24 protein-coding genes and 1 riboswitch are annotated in these 20,120 nt (G+C 47.2%); of the genes, 20 read left to right on the top strand and 4 right to left on the bottom strand.

What is annotated here, in order from left to right; translation table 11 throughout:
- Nucleotides 1–12: 12 nt before the first annotated feature.
- From pstB to IQ294_RS05545, 6 genes are all read left to right on the top strand, one after another.
- Nucleotides 13–822 carry a phosphate ABC transporter ATP-binding protein PstB gene (gene pstB, locus IQ294_RS05570; protein ID WP_203333320.1) on the top strand — a complete coding sequence of 270 codons (810 nt, stop codon included), beginning with the start codon at nucleotides 13–15 and terminating at the stop codon, nucleotides 820–822.
- Nucleotides 823–840: 18 nt separating this feature from the next.
- A complete protein-coding gene (phoU, locus tag IQ294_RS05565; RefSeq protein WP_203333025.1) occupies nucleotides 841–1,500 on the top strand; it encodes a phosphate signaling complex protein PhoU in 660 nt (219 codons plus the stop codon).
- A 184-nt stretch (nucleotides 1,501–1,684) separates the two neighbouring features.
- Nucleotides 1,685–1,834, top strand: coding sequence for a 50S ribosomal protein L33 (rpmG, locus tag IQ294_RS05560; RefSeq protein ID WP_081986929.1), 150 nt, complete (start codon nucleotides 1,685–1,687; stop codon nucleotides 1,832–1,834).
- A 60-nt stretch (nucleotides 1,835–1,894) separates the two neighbouring features.
- Nucleotides 1,895–2,470, top strand: a complete 576-nt coding sequence (locus IQ294_RS05555) for a 5-formyltetrahydrofolate cyclo-ligase (RefSeq protein WP_203333024.1) — start codon at nucleotides 1,895–1,897, stop codon at nucleotides 2,468–2,470.
- Nucleotides 2,467–2,655: a YqgQ family protein gene (locus IQ294_RS05550; RefSeq protein ID WP_203333023.1), complete on the top strand. Its 189-nt coding sequence runs from the start codon at nucleotides 2,467–2,469 to the stop codon at nucleotides 2,653–2,655. The genes IQ294_RS05555 and IQ294_RS05550 overlap by 4 nt, the downstream gene beginning before the upstream one ends.
- Nucleotides 2,656–2,819: 164 nt before the next feature.
- Complete coding sequence (locus IQ294_RS05545) at nucleotides 2,820–4,736, top strand: LTA synthase family protein (RefSeq protein WP_203333022.1); 1,917 nt, start codon at nucleotides 2,820–2,822, stop codon at nucleotides 4,734–4,736.
- 99 nt (nucleotides 4,737–4,835) lie between these two features.
- Here the strand turns inward: IQ294_RS05545 and IQ294_RS05540 are convergent, their stop codons facing one another.
- Complete coding sequence (locus IQ294_RS05540) at nucleotides 4,836–5,021, bottom strand: DUF2759 family protein (RefSeq protein WP_203333021.1); 186 nt, start codon at nucleotides 5,019–5,021, stop codon at nucleotides 4,836–4,838.
- Nucleotides 5,022–5,184: 163 nt separating this feature from the next.
- Here IQ294_RS05540 and IQ294_RS05535 point away from each other — a divergent pair, with 163 nt between their 5' ends.
- On the top strand, nucleotides 5,185–5,820 hold the full coding sequence (locus IQ294_RS05535; RefSeq protein ID WP_203333020.1) for an MBL fold metallo-hydrolase: 636 nt from the start codon (nucleotides 5,185–5,187) through the stop codon (nucleotides 5,818–5,820).
- 74 nt (nucleotides 5,821–5,894) lie between these two features.
- On the opposite strand, the gene IQ294_RS05530 is transcribed toward IQ294_RS05535, so the two are convergent.
- Nucleotides 5,895–6,137: a DUF2626 domain-containing protein gene (locus tag IQ294_RS05530; protein WP_112223842.1), complete on the bottom strand. Its 243-nt coding sequence runs from the start codon at nucleotides 6,135–6,137 to the stop codon at nucleotides 5,895–5,897.
- 563 nt (nucleotides 6,138–6,700) lie between these two features.
- Between IQ294_RS05530 and comGA the strand changes: the two genes are divergently transcribed.
- From comGA to gcvPB, 11 genes are all read left to right on the top strand, one after another.
- A complete protein-coding gene (gene comGA / locus IQ294_RS05525; protein WP_203333019.1) occupies nucleotides 6,701–7,744 on the top strand; it encodes a competence type IV pilus ATPase ComGA in 1,044 nt (347 codons plus the stop codon).
- Nucleotides 7,698–8,741 (top strand): competence type IV pilus assembly protein ComGB, encoded by a 1,044-nt coding sequence (gene comGB / locus IQ294_RS05520; protein ID WP_203333018.1) that lies wholly within the window; start codon nucleotides 7,698–7,700, stop codon nucleotides 8,739–8,741. Before comGA ends, comGB begins: the two co-directional genes overlap by 47 nt.
- 13 nt (nucleotides 8,742–8,754) lie before the next feature.
- On the top strand, nucleotides 8,755–9,069 hold the full coding sequence (gene comGC, locus IQ294_RS05515) for a competence type IV pilus major pilin ComGC (protein WP_238942667.1): 315 nt from the start codon (nucleotides 8,755–8,757) through the stop codon (nucleotides 9,067–9,069).
- Nucleotides 9,069–9,491: a type II secretion system protein gene (locus IQ294_RS05510; RefSeq protein WP_203333017.1), complete on the top strand. Its 423-nt coding sequence runs from the start codon at nucleotides 9,069–9,071 to the stop codon at nucleotides 9,489–9,491. The genes comGC and IQ294_RS05510 overlap by 1 nt, the downstream gene beginning before the upstream one ends.
- A gap of 25 nt (nucleotides 9,492–9,516) precedes the next feature.
- Entirely contained in the window at nucleotides 9,517–9,780 is a 264-nt protein-coding gene (locus tag IQ294_RS05505) for a hypothetical protein (RefSeq protein ID WP_203333016.1), read from the top strand.
- Nucleotides 9,768–10,220 (top strand): ComGF family competence protein, encoded by a 453-nt coding sequence (locus IQ294_RS05500; RefSeq protein ID WP_203333015.1) that lies wholly within the window; start codon nucleotides 9,768–9,770, stop codon nucleotides 10,218–10,220. The genes IQ294_RS05505 and IQ294_RS05500 overlap by 13 nt, the downstream gene beginning before the upstream one ends.
- On the top strand, nucleotides 10,201–10,404 hold the full coding sequence (locus IQ294_RS05495) for a hypothetical protein (protein ID WP_203333014.1): 204 nt from the start codon (nucleotides 10,201–10,203) through the stop codon (nucleotides 10,402–10,404). The genes IQ294_RS05500 and IQ294_RS05495 overlap by 20 nt, the downstream gene beginning before the upstream one ends.
- Before the next feature lie 24 nt (nucleotides 10,405–10,428).
- On the top strand, nucleotides 10,429–10,941 hold the full coding sequence (locus tag IQ294_RS05490) for a shikimate kinase (protein WP_203333013.1): 513 nt from the start codon (nucleotides 10,429–10,431) through the stop codon (nucleotides 10,939–10,941).
- Nucleotides 10,942–11,081: 140 nt separating this feature from the next.
- Nucleotides 11,082–11,173: riboswitch (glycine riboswitch) on the top strand.
- A gap of 149 nt (nucleotides 11,174–11,322) precedes the next feature.
- Nucleotides 11,323–12,420, top strand: coding sequence for a glycine cleavage system aminomethyltransferase GcvT (gcvT, locus tag IQ294_RS05485; protein WP_203333012.1), 1,098 nt, complete (start codon nucleotides 11,323–11,325; stop codon nucleotides 12,418–12,420).
- Between the two features lie 27 nt (nucleotides 12,421–12,447).
- Nucleotides 12,448–13,794, top strand: a complete 1,347-nt coding sequence (gene gcvPA, locus IQ294_RS05480) for an aminomethyl-transferring glycine dehydrogenase subunit GcvPA (protein ID WP_203333011.1) — start codon at nucleotides 12,448–12,450, stop codon at nucleotides 13,792–13,794.
- The gene (gcvPB, locus tag IQ294_RS05475; RefSeq protein ID WP_203333010.1) at nucleotides 13,787–15,256 is read left to right on the top strand and encodes an aminomethyl-transferring glycine dehydrogenase subunit GcvPB; all 1,470 of its coding nucleotides are present in this window, start codon (nucleotides 13,787–13,789) and stop codon (nucleotides 15,254–15,256) included. The genes gcvPA and gcvPB overlap by 8 nt, the downstream gene beginning before the upstream one ends.
- A 50-nt stretch (nucleotides 15,257–15,306) precedes the next feature.
- Here the strand turns inward: gcvPB and IQ294_RS05470 are convergent, their stop codons facing one another.
- Complete coding sequence (locus tag IQ294_RS05470; protein ID WP_238942666.1) at nucleotides 15,307–16,578, bottom strand: ATP-binding protein; 1,272 nt, start codon at nucleotides 16,576–16,578, stop codon at nucleotides 15,307–15,309.
- A gap of 64 nt (nucleotides 16,579–16,642) precedes the next feature.
- On the bottom strand, nucleotides 16,643–17,026 hold the full coding sequence (locus IQ294_RS05465; protein WP_203333009.1) for a rhodanese-like domain-containing protein: 384 nt from the start codon (nucleotides 17,024–17,026) through the stop codon (nucleotides 16,643–16,645).
- Nucleotides 17,027–17,123: 97 nt separating this feature from the next.
- Between IQ294_RS05465 and IQ294_RS05460 the strand changes: the two genes are divergently transcribed.
- Together IQ294_RS05460 and IQ294_RS05455 are read left to right on the top strand one after the other, a co-directional pair.
- The gene (locus IQ294_RS05460) at nucleotides 17,124–17,261 is read left to right on the top strand and encodes a hypothetical protein (RefSeq protein WP_203333008.1); all 138 of its coding nucleotides are present in this window, start codon (nucleotides 17,124–17,126) and stop codon (nucleotides 17,259–17,261) included.
- A 245-nt stretch (nucleotides 17,262–17,506) separates the two neighbouring features.
- Nucleotides 17,507–20,065 carry a vitamin B12-dependent ribonucleotide reductase gene (locus IQ294_RS05455; RefSeq protein WP_203333007.1) on the top strand — a complete coding sequence of 853 codons (2,559 nt, stop codon included), beginning with the start codon at nucleotides 17,507–17,509 and terminating at the stop codon, nucleotides 20,063–20,065.
- The last annotated feature ends 55 nt before the right edge of the window (nucleotides 20,066–20,120 follow it).

The raw sequence follows: 20,120 nt of genomic DNA, 5'->3' as shown, positions 1-20,120 counted from the left end.
TCTATAATGACAATGAACAGTACCGCAATAGCAACAGATGCCGTGATCGAACAGGATATCGTCAGCAGCAATTCCGTTTATAAGACGAATCAGCTGAATCTTTGGTACGGCGCCAATCACGCATTGAAAAATATAGATTTGGATATTAAGGAAAACGAAGTCACTGCAATCATCGGACCATCCGGATGCGGAAAATCGACATATATCAAAACCTTGAACCGGATGGTCGAACTCGTGCCGTCAGTCAAAACTTCGGGGGAAATCCTTTACCGCGGGAGAAATATCTTTGATAAATCATACGGCGTCGAAGAACTGCGCACACGAGTGGGCATGGTATTCCAGAAACCGAACCCGTTTCCAAAATCCATTTATGATAATGTCGCCTATGGTCCCCGTATCCACGGGATCAAAAACAAAAAAATCCTCGATGAAATCGTGGAAAAAAGTTTGCGCGGTGCAGCGATCTGGGATGAAGTGAAGGATCGCCTGACAGAGAATGCCTACAGCATTTCTGGCGGCCAGCAACAGCGGATCTGCATCGCCCGTGCCCTTGCCATAGAACCGGATGTCATTCTGATGGATGAGCCGACTTCAGCGCTCGATCCGATCTCGACGTTGAAAATCGAGGAACTGGTCCAGGAATTGAAAAAGGATTACAGCATCATCATCGTGACACATAATATGCAGCAGGCGGCGCGGATTTCAGACAAGACCGCATTCTTCCTGAACGGTGAAGTCGTGGAATATGATACAACCGATACAATTTTCTCGAATCCTTCAGACAAACGCACTGAAGATTATATCTCCGGCAGGTTCGGCTAAGAAAAGGGGCGTTTTAAAGTGTCAGTACGTGAAAAATTCGATACGGAATTACATTCCACCCAGGACCAGCTTATCCAGCTGAGTACTATGGCGGTTAAAGCTCTTGGAAAATCAATAGATGCACTTCTTAACCACGATGTGGATGCGGCACTCCAAGTCATCGAGGATGATATCCATATCAACCGGCTGGAAGAAGAACTCAATGACCGCGTCATCCTGCTGATAGCGAAGCAGTCGCCGGTCGCGACGGATTTAAGAAGGCTCATCGTCATGATCAAAGTTGCGACGGATATGGAACGGGTCGGTGACTATGCCGTCAATATCGCAAAAGATACCATCCGCCTCGGCAAAGAAGAACATGTTCCGGTAATCGCACAGATTGAAAAGATGCATCGCCTGGCAGCGACAATGCTGATGAAGGTGATAGAAGCTTTTGTGGAGGAAGATGTGGCAAAAGCCAAAGAAATTGCAGACCTGGACGATCAGGTGGATGCCCTTTACGGAGAAGTCCTGACCCAGTTGATGCTTGCCGGGGGTGAAAATCCGGCACAGATCAGCCAGGTGACTCAACTGGCATTCATCGGCCGCTATATGGAACGGGCAGCCGATCACGCAACGAATATTGCGGAGCAATTATTCTATCTGGTGCGCGGAAGACATTATGACCTGAACAAATAACAGGGAGCGGCGGAAATGATTCCGCCGTTTTTCCGTGTCTGAAAGATGGCGGCTGATTTCTGCGGGTGATATTTTTTTCTGGATATTTTCAGTGGACAATGCATAGATATATGCTATAATAATTAAGTCGTATAGATCTTGCTTATTTAATAAATGATCCTTGAAAGAATTAGGAGGGAAACCGATGCGTGTTAACATCACATTAGCTTGTACAGAATGTAGCGAACGTAACTACAGCACTGTTAAAAATAAGCGCAACAACCCTGAGCGTCTTGAAATGAAAAAATATTGCTCACGTGAACGAAAAATGACTTTACACCGTGAAACGAAGTAATCAATGGACTGCCAAAACCTCAAGGGTTTTGGCTTTTTTCTTTTAAGGGGGTATTCATTTATGGAAAAGCCGATCCAGCGAAAAGAAATGATCGAACAATTGAAAGCGATGGACCTGACAGAGCATCAGCGCAAATCGGATGCAATCGTCAGGCATCTTTTGGAAGATCCGGAATTCCGGAAAGCCGATACGGTCGGTGTGACAATATCTGCTTTCCCTGAAGTCGACACGAAACAGCTGATCGAATTTTGCTGGGATGCAGGAAAAAGAACTGCTGTACCAAGATGCAATGCGCAAACCAGGGAAATGACGTTCAGGATCATTACCGATTTCAGCCAGCTTGAGACTGTATATATGAAACTCCGGGAACCGGCAATAGAACTGACGGAAAAAGTGGAGCCTGAGGAGATCGACCTGCTGATTGTGCCGGGGGTGGTCTTTTCCCCGGACGGATACCGCATCGGTTTCGGCGGCGGCTATTATGACCGTTATCTCACGCGCTTCAGCGGCCCGACGAGGTCTCTGGCATTTGATATGCAGCTCGTGGCTGCGGTGCCGGTCGAAGAACATGATCTGCCCGTCCAGCTCATTTACACTGAAACGGGATCCCGTGATACAGGACAGGTGACTACATGAACAGCCTTTATGATGTTATGCAATTGCTGAAACGCTACGGTACGATCATCTATACGGCCGATAAGGAAGCGGATCTTCTGCTGATGGAAGATGAAATCCGGGAATTATACCGCATGCAGTTTATCACAGCCAAAGAATTCTCGACTGCTTTGGTGATCCTTCGCAGCCAACAAAAAAAGAATTGAAGGGAATCCATCATTAAATGAAACTTTTTGGCGTTTAATACGTTTATTAAGAGGGTAAAGGTATTATGTTACGTATGTAAAAAAACGTGAAGATACTGTAAATTATCCGATTAAAGAATGGAAATGATCCCTATGAAAAATGCATCAAGAGGAGGATGTGCAGGATGTTGAAAAAAGAATGGCCTAAACATTCGATTCTTGCAATTGCTATAGTCGTAACCTGGTTAAAAACCTATATTGTCTATAAAACAGCATTTTCAATAACCATTGACAATGCATTGCAAGAGTTTATCTTATTTATCAATCCACTGAGTATGCTGCTGTTTCTATACGGTATAGCATTATTCTTTAAGACCGAGAAGGCGAAGAACCGGTATCTGCTGACCGTTACGCTGTTAACATCCATCGTCTTATATGCCAATGTCGCATTTTACCGTTTCTTCAGTGACTTCATCACGTTGCCATTATTGTTCCAGACACAGAACTTCGGCGACCTGAAATCCAGTGCAGCAGCAAGCATCTTCTGGACAGATATCTTTTATTTCTCGGATTTCCTGATCGTCCTGCTCGCAATCAAATTCTTGCCGGCAGTGAAAACGACGGAAAAAGCAAGTTCTGTCCAAAGAAAAGCCTATTATATCCTTGCAGCTGCTCTCATGTTCTTTAACCTGGGACTTGCTGAAGCGGAACGTCCGCAGCTTTTGACACGCAGTTTCGACCGTGAAATGCTGGTGAAAAACATCGGGATGTATAACTACCATCTGTATGATGTCTACATCCAGTCGAAATCACAGGCACAGCGTGCACTTGCAAACGGCTCCGAGTTGGTTGAAGTGACGAATTTCGTCAGCTCGAGTCAGGCGGAACCTTCTGAAGAGATGTACGGCATTGCAAAAGACCGCAACTTAATCGTGGTGACGCTCGAATCGCTTCAGACATTCGTATTGAACAATGAAATGAACGGCGAGACGGTCACTCCATTCCTGAACGAATTGACACAGGATGAAGACACGGTTTATTTCCCGAATTTCTATCACCAGACAGGACTCGGGAAAACGTCGGATTCAGAATTCATTCTGGAAAACTCACTTTATCCGCGTGGCGGCAGTGCGGTATTCTTTACGCACAGCGGGAACACATACAACTCGATGGCTGAAAAATTAGGGGATGCAGGATATTTCACCAATGTACAGCATGCCAATACGAAGAGTTTCTGGAACCGCGATATCATGTATCAGGCCCTGGAAATCGATGAATTCTATGATGTTGACAGCTTTGTGGTAGAAGAAGGCGATGCAGTGAACTGGGGGATGAAAGACATTCCGTTCATGGAGCAGTCTGTTGAACATATGACAGAAATGGAACAGCCTTTCTACAGCCGGTTGCTGACATTGACGAACCATCACCCGTTCTATCTGGATGAAGAGGATAAATACATTCCCGAATTCGATTCCAATTCCGGCACATTGAACCGCTATTTCCAGACGGCGAGATATCTCGACGAATCGGTGAAAGTATTGTTTGATGAACTGAAAGAAAAAGGTTTGTATGAAAACTCGATCATCGTCATGTACGGTGACCATTATGGGATTTCAGAAAACCATAATACAGCGATGGCGCAATATCTTGGCAAGGAAATTACACCTTTCGAAACTGCCCAATTGCAGAAAGTACCTTTCTTTGTACACATTCCGGGATCTGGCGAAGGCCATGTAAATGAGAAAATCGGCGGTCAGATTGACATGCGTCCGACGATCATGAACCTGCTGGGAGTGGAATCACAAGGCGATATCCAGTTCGGCAGCGATCTTTTCTCTGAAGAACATGAAGAATTCACCATTTTCCGGGACGGACGTTTCATCACTGGGGATCATGTCTATGCAGGCGGCGTCTGCTATGACATCGAGACCGGCGAAGAAGCTCTTGACCCGGCGGTATGTGAACCATACATTGACCGGGCTCTGCAGCAGCTGAATTATTCTGAAACCATCATCAACGGCGATCTGCTCAGATTCTATGATGAAGAAACTGGCAAGCTTCTGACGGATGACGCAGGAGATGCGAGTAAAGAAACTGAATAACAAAAAACGGACCCTGACAATCGGGTCCGTTTTTTATTTGCCCTACAGGTTACAGATAAATAAAAAAACTGCTGCAGAATCCTGCAGCAGTTTTTTCGGTCAAATTGGTGCTGGAAAACCTTGTGTAATTGCAGTTGCAATTGCAAATCCACCGAAAATGACCAAGCTTCCAAAATTAAAGATTAGTCCTAATACTTCTTTGTTTTTGAATGTCTGTACAGTGCCTATTGCTGCCAAAACACCAACAAGCCCAAAAATGACTACAAGAATCCAACCTGATTCCATAACTATGACACTCCCTTCAACTTTAACAGCCGGTGCCGTTGTGTACTAATCTGTCCTATACTATTGTAATGAATTTTAAAAGATTTGTCGAGCGCCAAAAATGTCATACCGATGAACATTCCACTGCTTGCAGCCGTGCTATAATTGGGGCGAGGTGAAGGAAATGCTGAAAATAGAACAAATGGAACTTGGGCCGGTTCAAACGAATTGTTATCTTGTTTCAAATGCAGACAAGGAATGTCTCATATTCGATCCGGGTGAAGAAGCTCCGAAAATAAAAGGACTTTTGAAAAAGAGGGGATTCACTCCCTTGGCAATCCTGCTTACGCATGCTCATTTCGATCATATCGGAGCGGTCGATGACCTGCGTGATGATTACGGTATACCGGCCTATCTGCATTATCTTGAACGGGAATGGCTCGGCCGCCCGAATCTGAATGGCTCGGGGAAATATGCGGCTTTGCCTGACTACCGGATTAAAGAGGCAGATCGGCTGATTACGGATGAAAAGAAACTGGATATCGGTTCATTTACCATGGATCTGCTTCATACGCCGGGACATTCACCAGGGAGTATAACGTTTTCATTCAAAGAAGAAGGTTTTGCGATAGTGGGCGATACGTTATTCCGCGGCAGCATCGGTAGGACTGATCTGATTGATGGCTCTGAAGTAAAGCTGCTGCAGTCGATCCGCCAATCGATTCTTTCTTTGCCGGGTGGCACTGTCCTGTTTCCGGGACATGGACCGGATACGACGCCAGAAGAAGAAAGAGAGACAAATCCCTTTCTTAGGATGTAACGGAAGTTAATTGGGCAAAATGAAAAAGCGGCCATAATTGGCCGCTTTTTCTGTTTCATAAATTAATTTGTTGATTAATGTCCTCCACCAGGAATGTGGATGAATGTTGAGTAGTATGTGAATCCGACGAAGAATACAGTTAAGTAAGCTGCGAAGATGTACAAATACATACGCTCAGAAATATTTAAGAATCCTAGAAGTACAAAAAATCCGGTGTTGGCAACCATCAATAAGGAAACTTCCACCATATCGCCTACATAAAACAGAACTGCGAAAATCCCAGTCCACCAGCCCATTAATTTAAACATGTTATTCATGGGTAATCCCTCCTTTGCCAGAACACAGTAATCACATACTTTATTATATAGGATATGGAGCCGACCTGTAAACCGCGAGTTGATTTTCTTTGTGACAAAGCGGTGTTATCTTTTAAGGAAGAAATATTTTATACGGGTTGAATTAAAGAATCCGATAAATATGCCGCTACGTCGTTTTGGACAGGGCAAAGATTCTGCTCCTGCGCATTGCTCGTCGCAAAGGAGGCGCAGCAAGTTCAGGGCGCTCCTTCGCTAGTGTCCACTTCTGGACATGAAAGGAAGTTAAGAGGGCTTAGGAAAAAGAGTTGTGCTGCAATCCACTTTTGCGAAGTGCCGAGTTAGCTCAGCATAAGCCCCCAGGCAAGCGAAGCTGTTTTGCGGAATATCGGGTACTAAAATAGCAATGATACTTTTATGAAACCTATGGCCAAAAATCATTTTTGCCCCGAAAGAAGGGGGGCAAATAATTATTTTGGACGAAACTATTTCCTTCTGAAAAACACATGGTTATACTAGGGGGGAACTGCGAGGCGGCGAAGTTCAAATTCAATCAGGAGGGCCCAATGCAGGAAATTATCGAACGGAAATGTGCCGATCTGCTGCAGAAAGCGGCTGATTGCAACACTACTGATATTCACATCCAACCCGCACCTTCTTGCTACAAAGTTTCATTCCGCTCTTTTGAGGGGTTGAAACAAGTGACACAACTCCCCTTTGATTTGGGTGATCGGATGATCGCCTACTTCAAATATCTTTCCCTGCTGGACATGAGTGAAAAAAGAAAACCCCAAACCGGTTCCTTCCATCTTCCCATCAAAAACAAATCCTTTTATTTTCGCATTTCTACACTTCCGTCTGTTTTGACGAAAGAAAGCATCGTCATCCGCATCATGCCGGATGAAGCGGCCAAACCGATCCGGGAACTTGCGGCATTCCGGGATTCTGCGAGTCTGCTTGAAAAAATTTCTGAGGCAGGACAAGGGCTCATTCTTCTGACCGGCCCGACCGGCTGCGGCAAATCGACCACTTTGTATTCGTTGCTTAAACATTGTTCGGATAAATTAAACCGCAATATCATTACACTGGAAGATCCGGTCGAACGGAAAAATCAGGCAATCCTGCAGATCCAGGTCAATGAAAAAGCGGGACTGGATTACGCTGCCGGATTGAAAGCGATCTTGCGGCATGATCCGGATATCATCATGATCGGTGAAATCAGGGATGCCGAAACTGCCCACATTGCGGTCAGGGCAGCTCTGACCGGACATCTGGTCTTTTCAACGATCCATGCCAGGCATTCTGTAGGCTGTCTGCACCGGTTGAAGGATTTGGGCATCTCCTATGAAGATATGTCGCAAACACTGGTCGCTGTATCCGCTCAGCGCATCTTACCGGTATATGCGGAATTGGGCGATGAAATGCCGAGCTACCGCGCCCTCTATGAAATCTTGCACGGCAGCCGTTTAGAGGATGCCATTTCAGCGGCAAAAGATAATATGGCTTACAGCCTTCCGGAACGCTTGTCGTTCAGAGGGCAGATTCGGGAAGGGGTGACGATCGGTGCTTTTGCCCAGCAAAAAGAAGCCGCCGAAGATCCATCTGCGTGACCGCAGCCGCTTTTTGGAACGGCTGGCGGTTCTCTTGACGGAAGGCTATCTGTTGCCCACTGCGCTCGTTTTATTGCTGCCCATCCATTCGAAGAACCTCGAGGCAGCCGACGCCGGCTTGACTTCGATACTGAAAAGTGGAGGAAACTCAGCTGAATTATTGAAATTTCTCGGCTTCAAGGACGGTGTGCTGTTTCCTGTCGAAATTGCTGAACATCATGGCCGTTTATCGGAATCACTCCAAAGCATAGCGAAGAATTATGGGCGGACTGAGGAAGTCCAGACAAAACTGAAGAATATCCTGATCTATCCCGTCTCTCTGCTGGGCTTCACTTCTTTGCTCTTTCTTTTTTTCAGGATGAATTATATCCCGAATCTGACGGAACTGATGACATCCCTGCAATCGGGGGATGAGAGCGGAGGGATGCCGGCATACCTATTGAAGATGCCGGATTATTTCATCTTTTCGATGGCCGTGTTTGTTACGGGCTCTTTTATATTTTGGAGAATATTGAAGATGCAGCGGATCCAGGTGCAGATCAATTGGCTGCTCCGGATTCCGGTTATAAAAAACTATATCCGGCTGTACTGGTCCCATCTCCTATCCCGGGAGCTCGGCACATTGCTCCACAGCGGAATCTCCCTGCAGGAGTCGCTGCATGTGTTGTCTGAGCAGAATCATCACGGTGTCATCCGCTTTATTGCAGAAGCCATCCGATCAGAAGTCGTTACCGGGCAGCCGCTGTCTGTCGCTGTTGAGCGGCTCGGCACCTTATCCAATGATATGCCGGCATTTCTGCAGCACGGGGAACTTACCGGTTTTCTCGGCAAGGAATTGATCCTGTACAGCGAAGTGCAGATGGAAGCGATTGAACAACAGACACAAAGATGGCTGAAAATCATCCAGCCGACATTCTTTATCATCATTGCCGCTTGCATAGTGGCTGCATATCTGGCTATATTGCTTCCCATGTATAATCTGGTCCACACAATATAAGGAGGAATCCGGAATGAAAAAACTGAAAAATCAAAAAGGTTTCACATTAATTGAAATGCTGATCGTCATGCTGATAATTACGGTATTGATTGCAATCGCAATCCCGAACGTCTCCAAGCAGACGACGGCGGTAGATGAAAAAGGCTGTACAGCATTTGTGCAGATGGTCCAAGGGCAGGTAGAATCGTACCGGATGGATGAACGGAGCGTCCCGACCTTAGCGCAATTGGTGTCCGAAGATTACCTGAAAGCCGACAATCAAACTTGTCCGAACGGCGACTTGATTGAAATTTCACCGGAAGGCGTCGTGTCGTCCAGACCGGCCTGATGAATAAAGGGTTTACGCTGCTTGAAGTCGTCATCGTACTTGCGCTGCTCATGACGGGGCTGGTGTTCGCTTTGCCCGCCTATAATGCGATTACTGTGGAAAAAGAGGAAAAGCGGTTTTTTGAACTCCTGCGCAATGATATCTATTTCGCACAAAGTCTTGCTTATGGATCTAAAAACACAGTTTCAGTTTTCTTCAGAACGAACCCCAGCAGATATGAAGTTGGGGAGGGCCTGATAAATCCGCTGATATACCGTCAGACGCCAAAAACAGTGGCTATCAAAAATAGCAACTTAGGAATGATCAGCTACGGGACAAGCGGTTCCGTTCTTGCTTCGGGAACAATCCAGTTTGAAACGAGCACCGGGCTAAAAACGATTGTCGTCCATCTTGGAAAAGGGAGGGTGGTTTTTTCTGAATGAAAATGGCCTGTCTTGGGCAGAAACGATGCTGAGTCTCCTCCTTATCACGATGCTGTTCGGCACCTTGGTGCCGGTCATGCAAAAGATGCAAGGGTCGCTGGATGATAAGCAGCTGAGACTGACCGCATATGAAACGATGCATGAAGCGGCGAAGACGGTAAAAGCCTCGGGCGCGGCATCCGGCAAGCGGACGGTGAACAGCGTTGAGTTCATCTGGGAGTATGGCGGCAGCCTATGCGTCATGTACACCGATCATAGAGGAAATCCGGTGACGTTATGCGAAGGCTGAATAAAAGTTCGGCTGCCTTTCTGGATGGCAAAGGGTATATCTATTACAATGCGCTGATTGATCTGATCCTGGTGGCAGCCATCATGCCGCTCATCGTATTGTTTTATCTGCAAACAGCCGATTATATGGAAGATCTCCATGCCGGCAGATTGGAATGGCGTTTATTTACAGCAGATCTTCAAACATACCTGACAGCTGTCGATTCCATCGGATTGATCAACGAAGGCAGTGGCGTTCGGGTGAAACAAGGCATCAGCGTTTATGATATCGAGCATTTCGGCACCGTCATCCGGAAGCAGAGGTTTGATAAAGGCCACGAAATCATGCTGACAGATATTTTGACTTGCACTTTCCGGATCGAAGGCCAGATTTTGAAAGTTACCGCACAATTGAAAAATGGCACTGAAGAGAGGTCTGAATATGCCATTACGGGTCCTTAAATCGGAAAAAGCTGCCGCCTATCCGGTCACCTTGGTCTTTTTTCTCTCAGCTTTGATCATCATGTCCCATACCGGTGTTTTGTACGGTCAGCATTATAAAACATACGATGCATTGGAAAAAGTGCACCGGCATGCTACTATACAACTACTAGCGGAAATTGGGAAAAATAAAATACCTGAGTGAAAAAGGGTAGTATCGGGTGGTTGGATGAAGAGAATTTATTTAGTAGGGTTTATGGGATGCGGCAAAAGCGCAGTGGGGAGGCGACTCAGTTTTTTACTGAAAATGCCTTATTATGATATGGACAAGGAAATCGTGAGACAAAATGGCATGGCCATCACGGAAATTTTCGAAACTTTCGGAGAAGCGCATTTCAGGAATCTGGAAACGCAATTCTTGAAGGACCTGAAACATGAGGACTGCATCATTTCTACAGGCGGAGGGGTATCGATCCGTGAAGAAAACAGGAAAATCATGCGCCAGACTGGGCTTGTTCTTTTCCTGGATGCTCCTTTCCGAGAGATTTGGAGACGGATCCATAAAGACACCAAACGGCCGATTGTGGTGAAATCGACTAGGGAACAGATCGAAGCGATGTATAAAGCCCGCTATCCTCTCTATAAAGCGGCGGCGCATATCACTATCCGGACAGAATTCCGGACGCTGCGCCAGATCACGCAATATGCCGCCTTTCAAGTGAACCGCCTAAAAGGCGAATGAAAATATAAAATTATTATATAGCGTTCGTCTTTTGGTGTTCGACTTAAAAAAGATTGCGCTTACCCCCTATCAATGTTAGGATATAGACGAAGTTATACGTTCTGTATAACGCTATGGACCAATCATTTCGATTTGGGCGGATGAAAGCACGGGGAGAGCACGCGAAAGCGTCGCCGAAGGAGCAAATGGCAGCAGCCGTGAATCTCTCAGGCAAAAAGACTCGTGCCGGACGCATCTCTGGAGAATGTTGCTCAGCAGCTACCAAAGAGGAAAGCCGTTAAAGCACCACGGTAAACTTTCAGGTTCCAGGACAGAGATTTCCCTTCACAGGGGAATCTCTGTCTTTTTTTATGGATTCTGTTATCAAGAGGAGGAATTTGAATGGGAGAATTGAAACGCACGCCATTATTTGATTCGTATGCACAATACGGCGGGAAAACAATTGATTTTGGAGGCTGGGAATTGCCTGTGCAATTTTCAGGCATCAAAGGTGAGCACGAAGCAGTCAGAACGAAAGCGGGGCTCTTCGACGTTTCGCATATGGGGGAAATCCTGGTGTCAGGCCCTAATAGCCTGGAATTTCTGCAAAACCTTTTAACCAATGACATTTCCAAGATTAAGGACGGGCAAGCGCAATATACTGCAATGTGTTATCCCGACGGCGGAACGATCGATGATCTGCTCACTTACCGTTTCGATGAAAACCACTATATGCTGGTCGTGAACGCATCGAATATCGAAAAGGATTTCGAGTGGATGCAAAAGCAATCCATTGAAGGAATCACATTGGAAAACGTTTCAGACCAATATGCATTGCTTGCCTTGCAGGGACCGCTTGCTGAAACGATTCTTCAGCGCATGACAGATGCGCCTCTGTCGGATATCAAGCCTTTCCGCTTCCAGCAGGATGTGCGAATCAGCGGCCATACGGCGCTTATTTCACGTACAGGTTACACAGGGGAAAATGGATTTGAAATTTATGCTTCTCCAGAAGCTGCCATAGCGTTATGGGAGGAAATTCTGAAAGAAGGTGAGGCGGACGGGCTATTGCCGGTCGGCCTTGGTGCCCGCGATACCCTTCGGTTCGAAGCGTGCCTGGCATTATACGGGCAGGAATTGTCAAAAGACATTTCGCCGCTTGAAGCTGGTATCGGATTTGTCGTTAAGCTGCAAAAAGATGGGTTTATCGGCAAAGACGCACTTGCCGCTCAAAAAGAAAATGGGGTTCCGCGCAAATTGATCGGTATTGAAATGATCGATAAAGGCATTCCGCGTACTGGCTACCCGGTTTATGTGAATGACCGGAAGATTGGGGAAATCACAACAGGAACCCAATCTCCCACTTTAAAGAAAAACATCGGACTTGCGCTGATCGAGGCTGAATTTGCCGAAACCGGAAAAGAGTTCGAAGTTGAAATCCGCAACAAACGCCTGAAAGCCGAATCGGTTGAAACGCCATTCTATAAACGCAGCAACTAAATTTGTTTGAAAAGGGGACAGCAATCCATGAAACATCGCTATTTACCAATGACGCCGCAGGATGAAAAAGCAATGCTTGATACGATCGGCATCGAGTCGATCGATGAACTATTTGCCGATATTCCGGAGAAAGTCCGTTTTAAAGGTGAATATAAGATCAAACCTGCAAAATCAGAAAGCTCACTGACAAAGGAATTGTCACAGCTGGCAGCAAAAAATGCTGATTCCAGCACATATGCTTCATTCCTTGGAGCGGGTGTTTATGATCATTACAAACCGATCATCGTCGATCACGTGATTTCACGCTCTGAATTCTACACAGCTTATACGCCGTATCAGCCGGAAATTTCACAAGGCGAATTGCAGGCGATCTTTGAATTCCAGACGATGATAAGCGAATTGACAGGCATGGATCTCGCCAACTCGTCCATGTATGACGGCGGGACTGCCCTGGCTGAAGCTGGTATGCTTGCAGCGGGCCATACCCGTCGCAAAAAAATACTTGTGTCCAGAGCCGTTCACCCTGAATCCCGTGCAGTTGTTCGCTCATATGCACTTGGACAATCGATCGCTGTGGAAGAAATTCCATTGAAAGACGGCCACACTGACCTTGAAGCTTTGAAAAATATGATTGATGAAGATACGGCTGCTGTCATGATCCAGTATCCAAACTTTTTCGGCCAGGTTGAAAATCTGAAGGAAATTGAACCGATTGTCCACGGGGCAGGCGCTTTATTCACTGTTTCTTCAAATCCATTGGCACTTGGTGCGCTGACACCTCCTGGGAAATTGGGGGCGGATATCACTGTCGGGGATGCACAGCCGTTCGGTATTCCGGAAGCTTTCGGCGGACCGCATTGCGGCTATTTCGCTGTGACAAAAGCATTGATGAGAAAAGTTCCGGGACGCCTGGTCGGTGAAACGACGGATGAAGACGGACGACGTGGCTTTGTATTGACGCTGCAGGCCCGCGAACAGCATATCCGCCGCGATAAGGCGACTTCGAATATCTGTTCGAACCAGGCATTGAATGCACTGGCAGCATCTGTCGCCATGACTGCGCTCGGCAAAGAAGGCACAAAAGAAATTGCGATCCAGAACATTACGAAAACACATTATATGAAGAAGCAGCTGAAAAAAGCCGGTTTCGAAATCGCTTTTGACGGAGCCCACTTCAATGAAATCGTCGTCAAAACGGCTAAGCCTGTCAAAGAGCTTAACGCAGCCCTCCTGAAAAAAGGGATGATCGGCGGTTACGACCTCGGCCTAAGCTATGATGAATTCACAGGCCATGTATTGGTCGCGGTAACCGAACAGCGCACTAAAGAAGAAATCGATGCATTCGTGCAGGAAATGGAGGCTACTCATGCATAAAGATAATCAACCGCTCATTTTTGAAATGACAAAAGAAGGTCGTGTCGGCTACAGCCTGCCTGAGCTGGATGTACCTGAAATCGATCTTGCTGATTTATTGCCTGAAGGCCTGATCCGTGTCGAGTCGGCTGATCTGCCGGAAGTATCCGAACTGGATATCATGCGCCATTATACAGCCTTGTCAAAACGCAATCACGGAGTCGATTCCGGTTTTTATCCACTGGGTTCATGCACAATGAAATACAATCCGAAGATCAATGAATCGGTCGCCCGTTATTCCGGTTTTGCGAATATCCATCCGCTTCAGGATGAATCGACTGTCCAGGGTGCCATGGAATTGATGTATGACCTTCAAGAGCATTTAAAAGAAATCACTGGCATGGATGAAGTGACGCTTCAGCCGGCTGCCGGTGCTCACGGGGAATGGACAGGATTGATGATGATCCGTGCATTCCATGAAGCGAATGGGGATTTCAACCGTACGAAAGTCATCGTACCTGATTCAGCCCATGGCACGAACCCGGCATCAGCTACAGTTGCCGGATTCGAGACGGTGACAGTAAAATCGAATGAGCATGGACTGGTTGACCTCGAAGACCTTAAGCGTGTCGTCGGTGACGATACGGCGGCTCTGATGCTGACAAACCCGAATACGCTGGGCCTCTTCGAAGAGCAGATCCTGGAAATGGCTGCCATCATCCATGAAGTCGGCGGCAAGCTGTATTATGACGGAGCCAATCTGAATGCGGTCATGTCAAAAGCGCGTCCAGGAGACATGGGCTTCGATGTGGTTCACTTGAATCTGCATAAAACATTCACCGGCCCCCACGGCGGCGGCGGACCGGGATCAGGTCCTGTCGGCGTAAACAAAGATCTTATGCCCTACCTGCCTAAACCGGTACTGGTCAAAAAAGATGATGTGTTCACTTTCGATTACGACCGCCCGCAGTCGATCGGCCGTGTGAAGCCATTCTATGGCAACTTCGGCATCAACGTGCGTGCCTACACGTATATCCGCTCCATGGGTCCGGACGGCCTAAAAGCCGTAACGGAATATGCGGTATTGAATGCGAACTACATGATGCGCAAATTGCAGCCGCATTTCGATTTGCCGTATGACCGCCACTGCAAGCACGAATTCGTGCTGAGCGGCCGCCGCCAAAAGAAACTGGGCGTGCGCACGCTTGATATGGCAAAACGCCTGCTCGACTTCGGCTACCACCCGCCGACAATTTACTTCCCGCTTAACGTGGAAGAGGGGATGATGATCGAACCGACGGAAACTGAATCGAAAGAAACGCTTGATGCTTTCATCGATGCGATGATTCAGATTGCGAAGGAAGTGGAAGAGAATCCGGAGATCGTCCAGGACGCTCCTCATACGACGGTGATCAAGCGCCTTGATGAAACAAAGGCTGCCCGTAAACCGGTATTGCGCTATTACAAAGACCAAGCTGAATAAAACAGAAACGGCCCGGGAGCAGATCTGCTTCCGGGCCGTTTTCATTTTCATCAAAATCCGATATAAGTTTCAGCTTCATGGAAATCGTTTCGTTCAGTCCGTTTGTTTTGGAGCTGTAATTCTTCGATGCGTTTCATATAACCGGAATCGCCGTCATAATGCCAATTCAGCGCGCTCGACATATATAATTCGTTCAGCTGTGAAATAGACAGGCCTTTGGTGCGGCTGGCCATATCAGACAGTTCAGCTTCAGAAAAGATCTGTTTGATATCGAGTTTTTGCAGATAGGCCTTACGCAATTTCCGCGAAGGGGAAGGGATCTCGTATGCCCGGTCAAAACGGCCGGCGCGATTTATGAGAGCCGGATCGATCTTCTCCGGGTAATTCGTCGTACCGATGACAAAAAGGCCTTCACGCGCCTGCGTCCCGTCAAGTGTATTCAAAAAAACGCTGCGCGTATAGTCGGGCATCGAATCGATATCTTCGATGACAAGAATGGCAGGCGCCAGCCGTGAGACGATGCTGAATACTTCCTGGATCGTTGCGCTATTGGTGTATTCGGTTATCTGCCAATAGACGACCGGTGCTTCAGTGGAGCCGGTTATCGACTTCACCAGTGTTGTTTTTCCGTTACCGGGAGAGCCGTAAAGCAGGATGCCGCGTTTATAGGGAATCCCGTAATTCCTGAAAAATTGTCCGCCTTCCTTGAAGAATTCATCGATGGATCTGAAGATGTCTTTTTTTACGGCCTCTTCCAGCATCACTTCTGACCGTTCGATAATGGCCTGCGTGCTGAAATTTCTCCGCCTGACCCCGTCCTCGGTATCCACAAGGAACGTAATATTGTTCATGAGCATCTGGCGGAGCAGATCGTCCATGGCCTGCAGGAAGCGGTATGCGTCTTCTGCGGATTTCGCATAGCATTGAAATTCCGGCCAGCTCGTTTCGGAATGCGTATAAAAACTCAGATGGGCAATTGCGACATCGTGGCCGGTAAAATAAATGACGCGGTTTTCGAAAGTGGTTTCAATCGTCAGGTTGCCGCCTTGCAGATCTTCTGCCATATTGGTGATTTTCCCTTGTGGCCGCGCTTCATAGATGAAGGCAAGGGTTTCGAAATCGAGCTGGCCTTTTTTCATCATATCAAGGAGATGCGTGTGCAATTGCATAAAAGGTTCTGTCACATCGATATATTTCCAGTCGCCTGCCGAATGCTCATTGAGCCGGGAAAATATCCTATTGGATACTTCAGCCATATTGGCATAGACGGGCAATGTCTCTTTTAAATGGGTTCCATGGGGAAAAAGTATATTCTCTGCCATCGTTAGCCTCCATCGGAATGATATTTTTGTAAAAAAAACTCTTCCATAATGGAAGAGCCTGGTGTTATGATTTTGCTTTGATTTTACCAGTCCATTGCTTGAATCCGCCCTGTAACTGGAACAATTGGTTATAGCCTTGTTTTTTCAGGAAGATCGCTACACGGCCGGCACGCGCACCGTTCTGGTCATAAATATAGACCGGTTTGTCCGAACGGATTTCCTTATAGCGCTGGCGTAATTGTGTCTGCGGAATGTTGCGTGCGCCGAGGATATGTCCGGCTGCAAAATCTTTTGGTTCACGTACATCAATCAGCTGCGCTTTGCGGTATCCTTCGATAAACTGCTGCTGGGTAAGTGTAGTGACCGCTTTTTTAGCGCGTGAAAAGTTGATCACCGCAAACACGATGATGACAAATAATAAAGCTGCGATAAAATACAAGAATTCCAATGGTCTTTCCCCTTTCTATTCTCTCTTCATTATAAGAGAAAGGAGCTCTCTAATTCAATGGCTATATTCCCGTGGGAGTTTAAAAAGAGGCGAGGATGTGAAATATGATGCATCAAATCCGGAGATTCCTGAAAATTTATCATTGCCATCTGCGGGACTGGTGATGGTGGATCAATCAATATTTTCCCGGGTAAAAAGGTGGCTGCCCGGCAAGCCTTTCCGTGGCGCGCTTTGAGCTAGTTTTCGCCTCCGTAAGAGATCAAAATGCACGGGGAATTTCATGGGTATAAAAGTTATCACTTTAGACTCATTTTCATTCTCTTTGTGTTCTAAAACCTTGAAATGACTGCATTCTTCCAGCCCCCGAAAAAATGAAGCAAATTTTTGTTATAGAAAGAAGTTTCAACATCTAGTATCATGGGAACAGTATTAATACTATATATAGTGTTTGCCCTTATAATATAAAGGAGGAATTGTCAAATGGTTTCTGCAACTAATTCTGTTTTTACATTAAATCCGGATGCTTTGAACAAAGACATCGAACAGTTTCCGCAAGTGCACCCGATCACGCCTGATATGACGATTACGCACAAAGGGGTATCCCGGCTCGTTATGATCGACCGCTATTCGTTTAAGGATACGGAAAAGAAAACATTGAAAGCCGGAGATTTTGTCGTTCTGACAGTCAAGGAAGATCCGAAATTCCCGGCACGCGGCCTTGGATTCATTGTATCCGTCAATCACGCCGCCAATCAGGCGGAAGTTTGGATCGAAGAGGATTACCGCAGCGCCATAGACAATCAGGATGCTCTGGAAAAAGGGATTATTGTAAAATCCCTGGATGTCATCGAAAAGCCTCTTGAAGTTTACTACGAACAAATTGCCCGCCGCAATGCAACAGGGCTTGCGTCGGTGGAGACTACGGAAGAAAAGCGCCAGGAATGGTTCGGAAAATTCTACGAGCAGCTGGTCGGGCTTAAATTCATACCTGCCGGACGCGTTCTTTACGGAGCGGGCGCAGATACTGATGTAACATACTTCAATTGCTATGTGATGCCTTATGTGGCGGATTCACGGGAAGGGATTTCCGATCACCGTAAACAAGTCATGGAAATCATGAGCCGCGGAGGCGGAGTGGGGACAAACGGGTCGACTTTACGCCCGCGCAACACACTGGCACGCGGTGTGAACGGGAAATCTTCCGGCTCGGTATCCTGGCTGGACGATATCGCTAAGCTTACTCATCTGGTCGAACAGGGCGGGTCACGCCGCGGGGCACAGATGATCATGCTTGCCGACTGGCATCCGGATATCGCGGAATTCATCATTTCCAAAATGCAGAATCCGCGTATTCTCAGATATCTGATTGAAAACACGGAAGATGCGACGATCAAGCAATTGGCGAAAGATAAATTGAAATTCAAGCCTTTGACGGAGCAGGAAGAAGCGATGTACCAAGGCGTCTTGAATTACCGGGCGATTCCGGGCATGGGCGGATTCAATGAAAAGATCATGCGCGATGCGGAAACGAAGCTTCGTGACGGCGGCACCTATTCGGTCCACAATGAAGAATTCCTGACAGGGGCAAATATTTCTGTGACGCTGACAAGCGATTTCATGGAAGCCGTTGAACAGGATGCCGATTTCGAGCTGCGGTTCCCGGCGGTTGAATCCTATTCGAAAGAGGAAATGGCGATCTACAATGAAAAATGGCAGGAAGTCGGCGACGTCCGTGAGTGGGAAGCGATGGGCCATAAAGTCCGCACATATCGCACGATGAAAGCGCGCGACCTTTGGAACCTGATCAACGTTTGCGCCACTTATTCGGCTGAACCGGGTATTTTCTTCATCGATAACGCCAATGAAAAAACAAATGCGGCAGCTTACGGACAAAAAGTGGTTGCGACCAATCCGTGCGGTGAACAGCCGCTCGCACCGAACTCAGTATGTAACCTGGCTGCAGTCAACTTGGCACAATTCGCTGATCCGAAAACGAAAACGGTGGATTTCGAAGCGTTGAAAGAAACGGTTCGTGTCGGAGTCCGTATGCAGGATAATGTGATCGATGCAACGCCATATTTCCTGGAGGAAAACCGCAAGCAGGCCCTAGGTGAACGCCGTGTCGGCCTCGGGGTTATGGGTCTTGCCGATCTGCTGATTTATTGCGATAAGGAATATGGATCACCGGAAGGCAATGAACTGGTTGATGAAATCTTCAAGACAATCGCAATTGCGGCTTATGAAGTTTCCATCGAACTTGGCGCTGAACGGGGAAGTTTCCCATTCCTTGAAGGCGAAACGGAAGAACAGACAGCAGCACTTCGCCAGGCATTTACAGAAACAGGATTCATGAAGGGCATGCCGAAAGAAATCCGTGAAGGGGTCCTGAAAAACGGCATCCGGAACTCACACTTGCTGACGGTGGCGCCGACAGGATCGACGGGTACGATGGTAGGCGTTTCCACTGGGCTTGAGCCATATTATTCATTCACATACTACCGCAGTGGACGTCTGGGCAAATTCATCGAAGTGAAGGCGGATATCGTCCGTGAATATTTGAAGAATAACCCGGAAGCCGATGAAGAAAATCTGCCGAAAGCATTCGTCACATCGATGGACCTGGCGCCGGAAGCCCACGCGGATGTGCAGTGCATCATCCAGCGCTGGATCGATTCCTCCATTTCGAAAACAGTCAACGCACCGCGCGGTTACACTGTCGAACAAGTGGAAGGCGTGTATGAACGTCTTTACAAAGGTGGCGCAAAAGGCGGAACGGTCTATGTAGACGGAAGCCGCGATTCCCAGGTATTGACTTTGAAGGCGGAAGAAAATACGTTTGAAGACAATGCAGAGGAAGAAGTACAGGCGAAACGTCCGATCGTCCTGATCGACACGATCCAGGATCTGCGTTCTACAAACGTGACCATCGGATCGGAAGTCGGCGATACCTGCCCGGTTTGCCGCAAAGGTACGGTAGAAGAAATGGGCGGATGCAACACATGCACGAACTGCGCCGCACAATTGAAATGCGGATTATAAGATCATAACTGGAAAGCGGGAGCAGAGGCTCCCGCTTTTTTGACTGCTGCGCAAA

The organism is Planococcus beigongshangi (assembly GCF_016820495.1).
GTDB classification, from domain to species: Bacteria; Bacillota; Bacilli; order Bacillales_A; family Planococcaceae; genus Planococcus; species Planococcus beigongshangi.
The sequence above is the reverse complement of the archived record's forward strand: the minus strand, read 5'-3'. Positions and strand labels throughout refer to the sequence as shown.

Coding starts and splice junctions, on each gene's coding strand:
- IQ294_RS05455 (WP_203333007.1), top strand. CDS start 17,507: ATGGTTTCTGCAACTAATTCTGTTTTTACATTAAATCCGGATGCTTTG.
- comGA (WP_203333019.1), top strand. CDS start 6,701: ATGCAGGAAATTATCGAACGGAAATGTGCCGATCTGCTGCAGAAAGCG.
- gcvT (WP_203333012.1), top strand. CDS start 11,323: ATGGGAGAATTGAAACGCACGCCATTATTTGATTCGTATGCACAATAC.
- comGC (WP_238942667.1), top strand. CDS start 8,755: ATGAAAAAACTGAAAAATCAAAAAGGTTTCACATTAATTGAAATGCTG.
- IQ294_RS05535 (WP_203333020.1), top strand. CDS start 5,185: ATGCTGAAAATAGAACAAATGGAACTTGGGCCGGTTCAAACGAATTGT.
- gcvPA (WP_203333011.1), top strand. CDS start 12,448: ATGAAACATCGCTATTTACCAATGACGCCGCAGGATGAAAAAGCAATG.
- IQ294_RS05540 (WP_203333021.1), bottom strand. CDS start 5,021: ATGGAATCAGGTTGGATTCTTGTAGTCATTTTTGGGCTTGTTGGTGTT.
- IQ294_RS05510 (WP_203333017.1), top strand. CDS start 9,069: ATGAATAAAGGGTTTACGCTGCTTGAAGTCGTCATCGTACTTGCGCTG.
- IQ294_RS05550 (WP_203333023.1), top strand. CDS start 2,467: ATGAACAGCCTTTATGATGTTATGCAATTGCTGAAACGCTACGGTACG.
- IQ294_RS05500 (WP_203333015.1), top strand. CDS start 9,768: ATGCGAAGGCTGAATAAAAGTTCGGCTGCCTTTCTGGATGGCAAAGGG.
- IQ294_RS05495 (WP_203333014.1), top strand. CDS start 10,201: ATGCCATTACGGGTCCTTAAATCGGAAAAAGCTGCCGCCTATCCGGTC.
- IQ294_RS05505 (WP_203333016.1), top strand. CDS start 9,517: ATGCTGAGTCTCCTCCTTATCACGATGCTGTTCGGCACCTTGGTGCCG.
- IQ294_RS05555 (WP_203333024.1), top strand. CDS start 1,895: ATGGAAAAGCCGATCCAGCGAAAAGAAATGATCGAACAATTGAAAGCG.
- IQ294_RS05470 (WP_238942666.1), bottom strand. CDS start 16,578: ATGGCAGAGAATATACTTTTTCCCCATGGAACCCATTTAAAAGAGACA.
- IQ294_RS05530 (WP_112223842.1), bottom strand. CDS start 6,137: ATGAATAACATGTTTAAATTAATGGGCTGGTGGACTGGGATTTTCGCA.
- rpmG (WP_081986929.1), top strand. CDS start 1,685: ATGCGTGTTAACATCACATTAGCTTGTACAGAATGTAGCGAACGTAAC.
- pstB (WP_203333320.1), top strand. CDS start 13: ATGAACAGTACCGCAATAGCAACAGATGCCGTGATCGAACAGGATATC.
- gcvPB (WP_203333010.1), top strand. CDS start 13,787: ATGCATAAAGATAATCAACCGCTCATTTTTGAAATGACAAAAGAAGGT.
- IQ294_RS05490 (WP_203333013.1), top strand. CDS start 10,429: ATGAAGAGAATTTATTTAGTAGGGTTTATGGGATGCGGCAAAAGCGCA.
- IQ294_RS05545 (WP_203333022.1), top strand. CDS start 2,820: ATGTTGAAAAAAGAATGGCCTAAACATTCGATTCTTGCAATTGCTATA.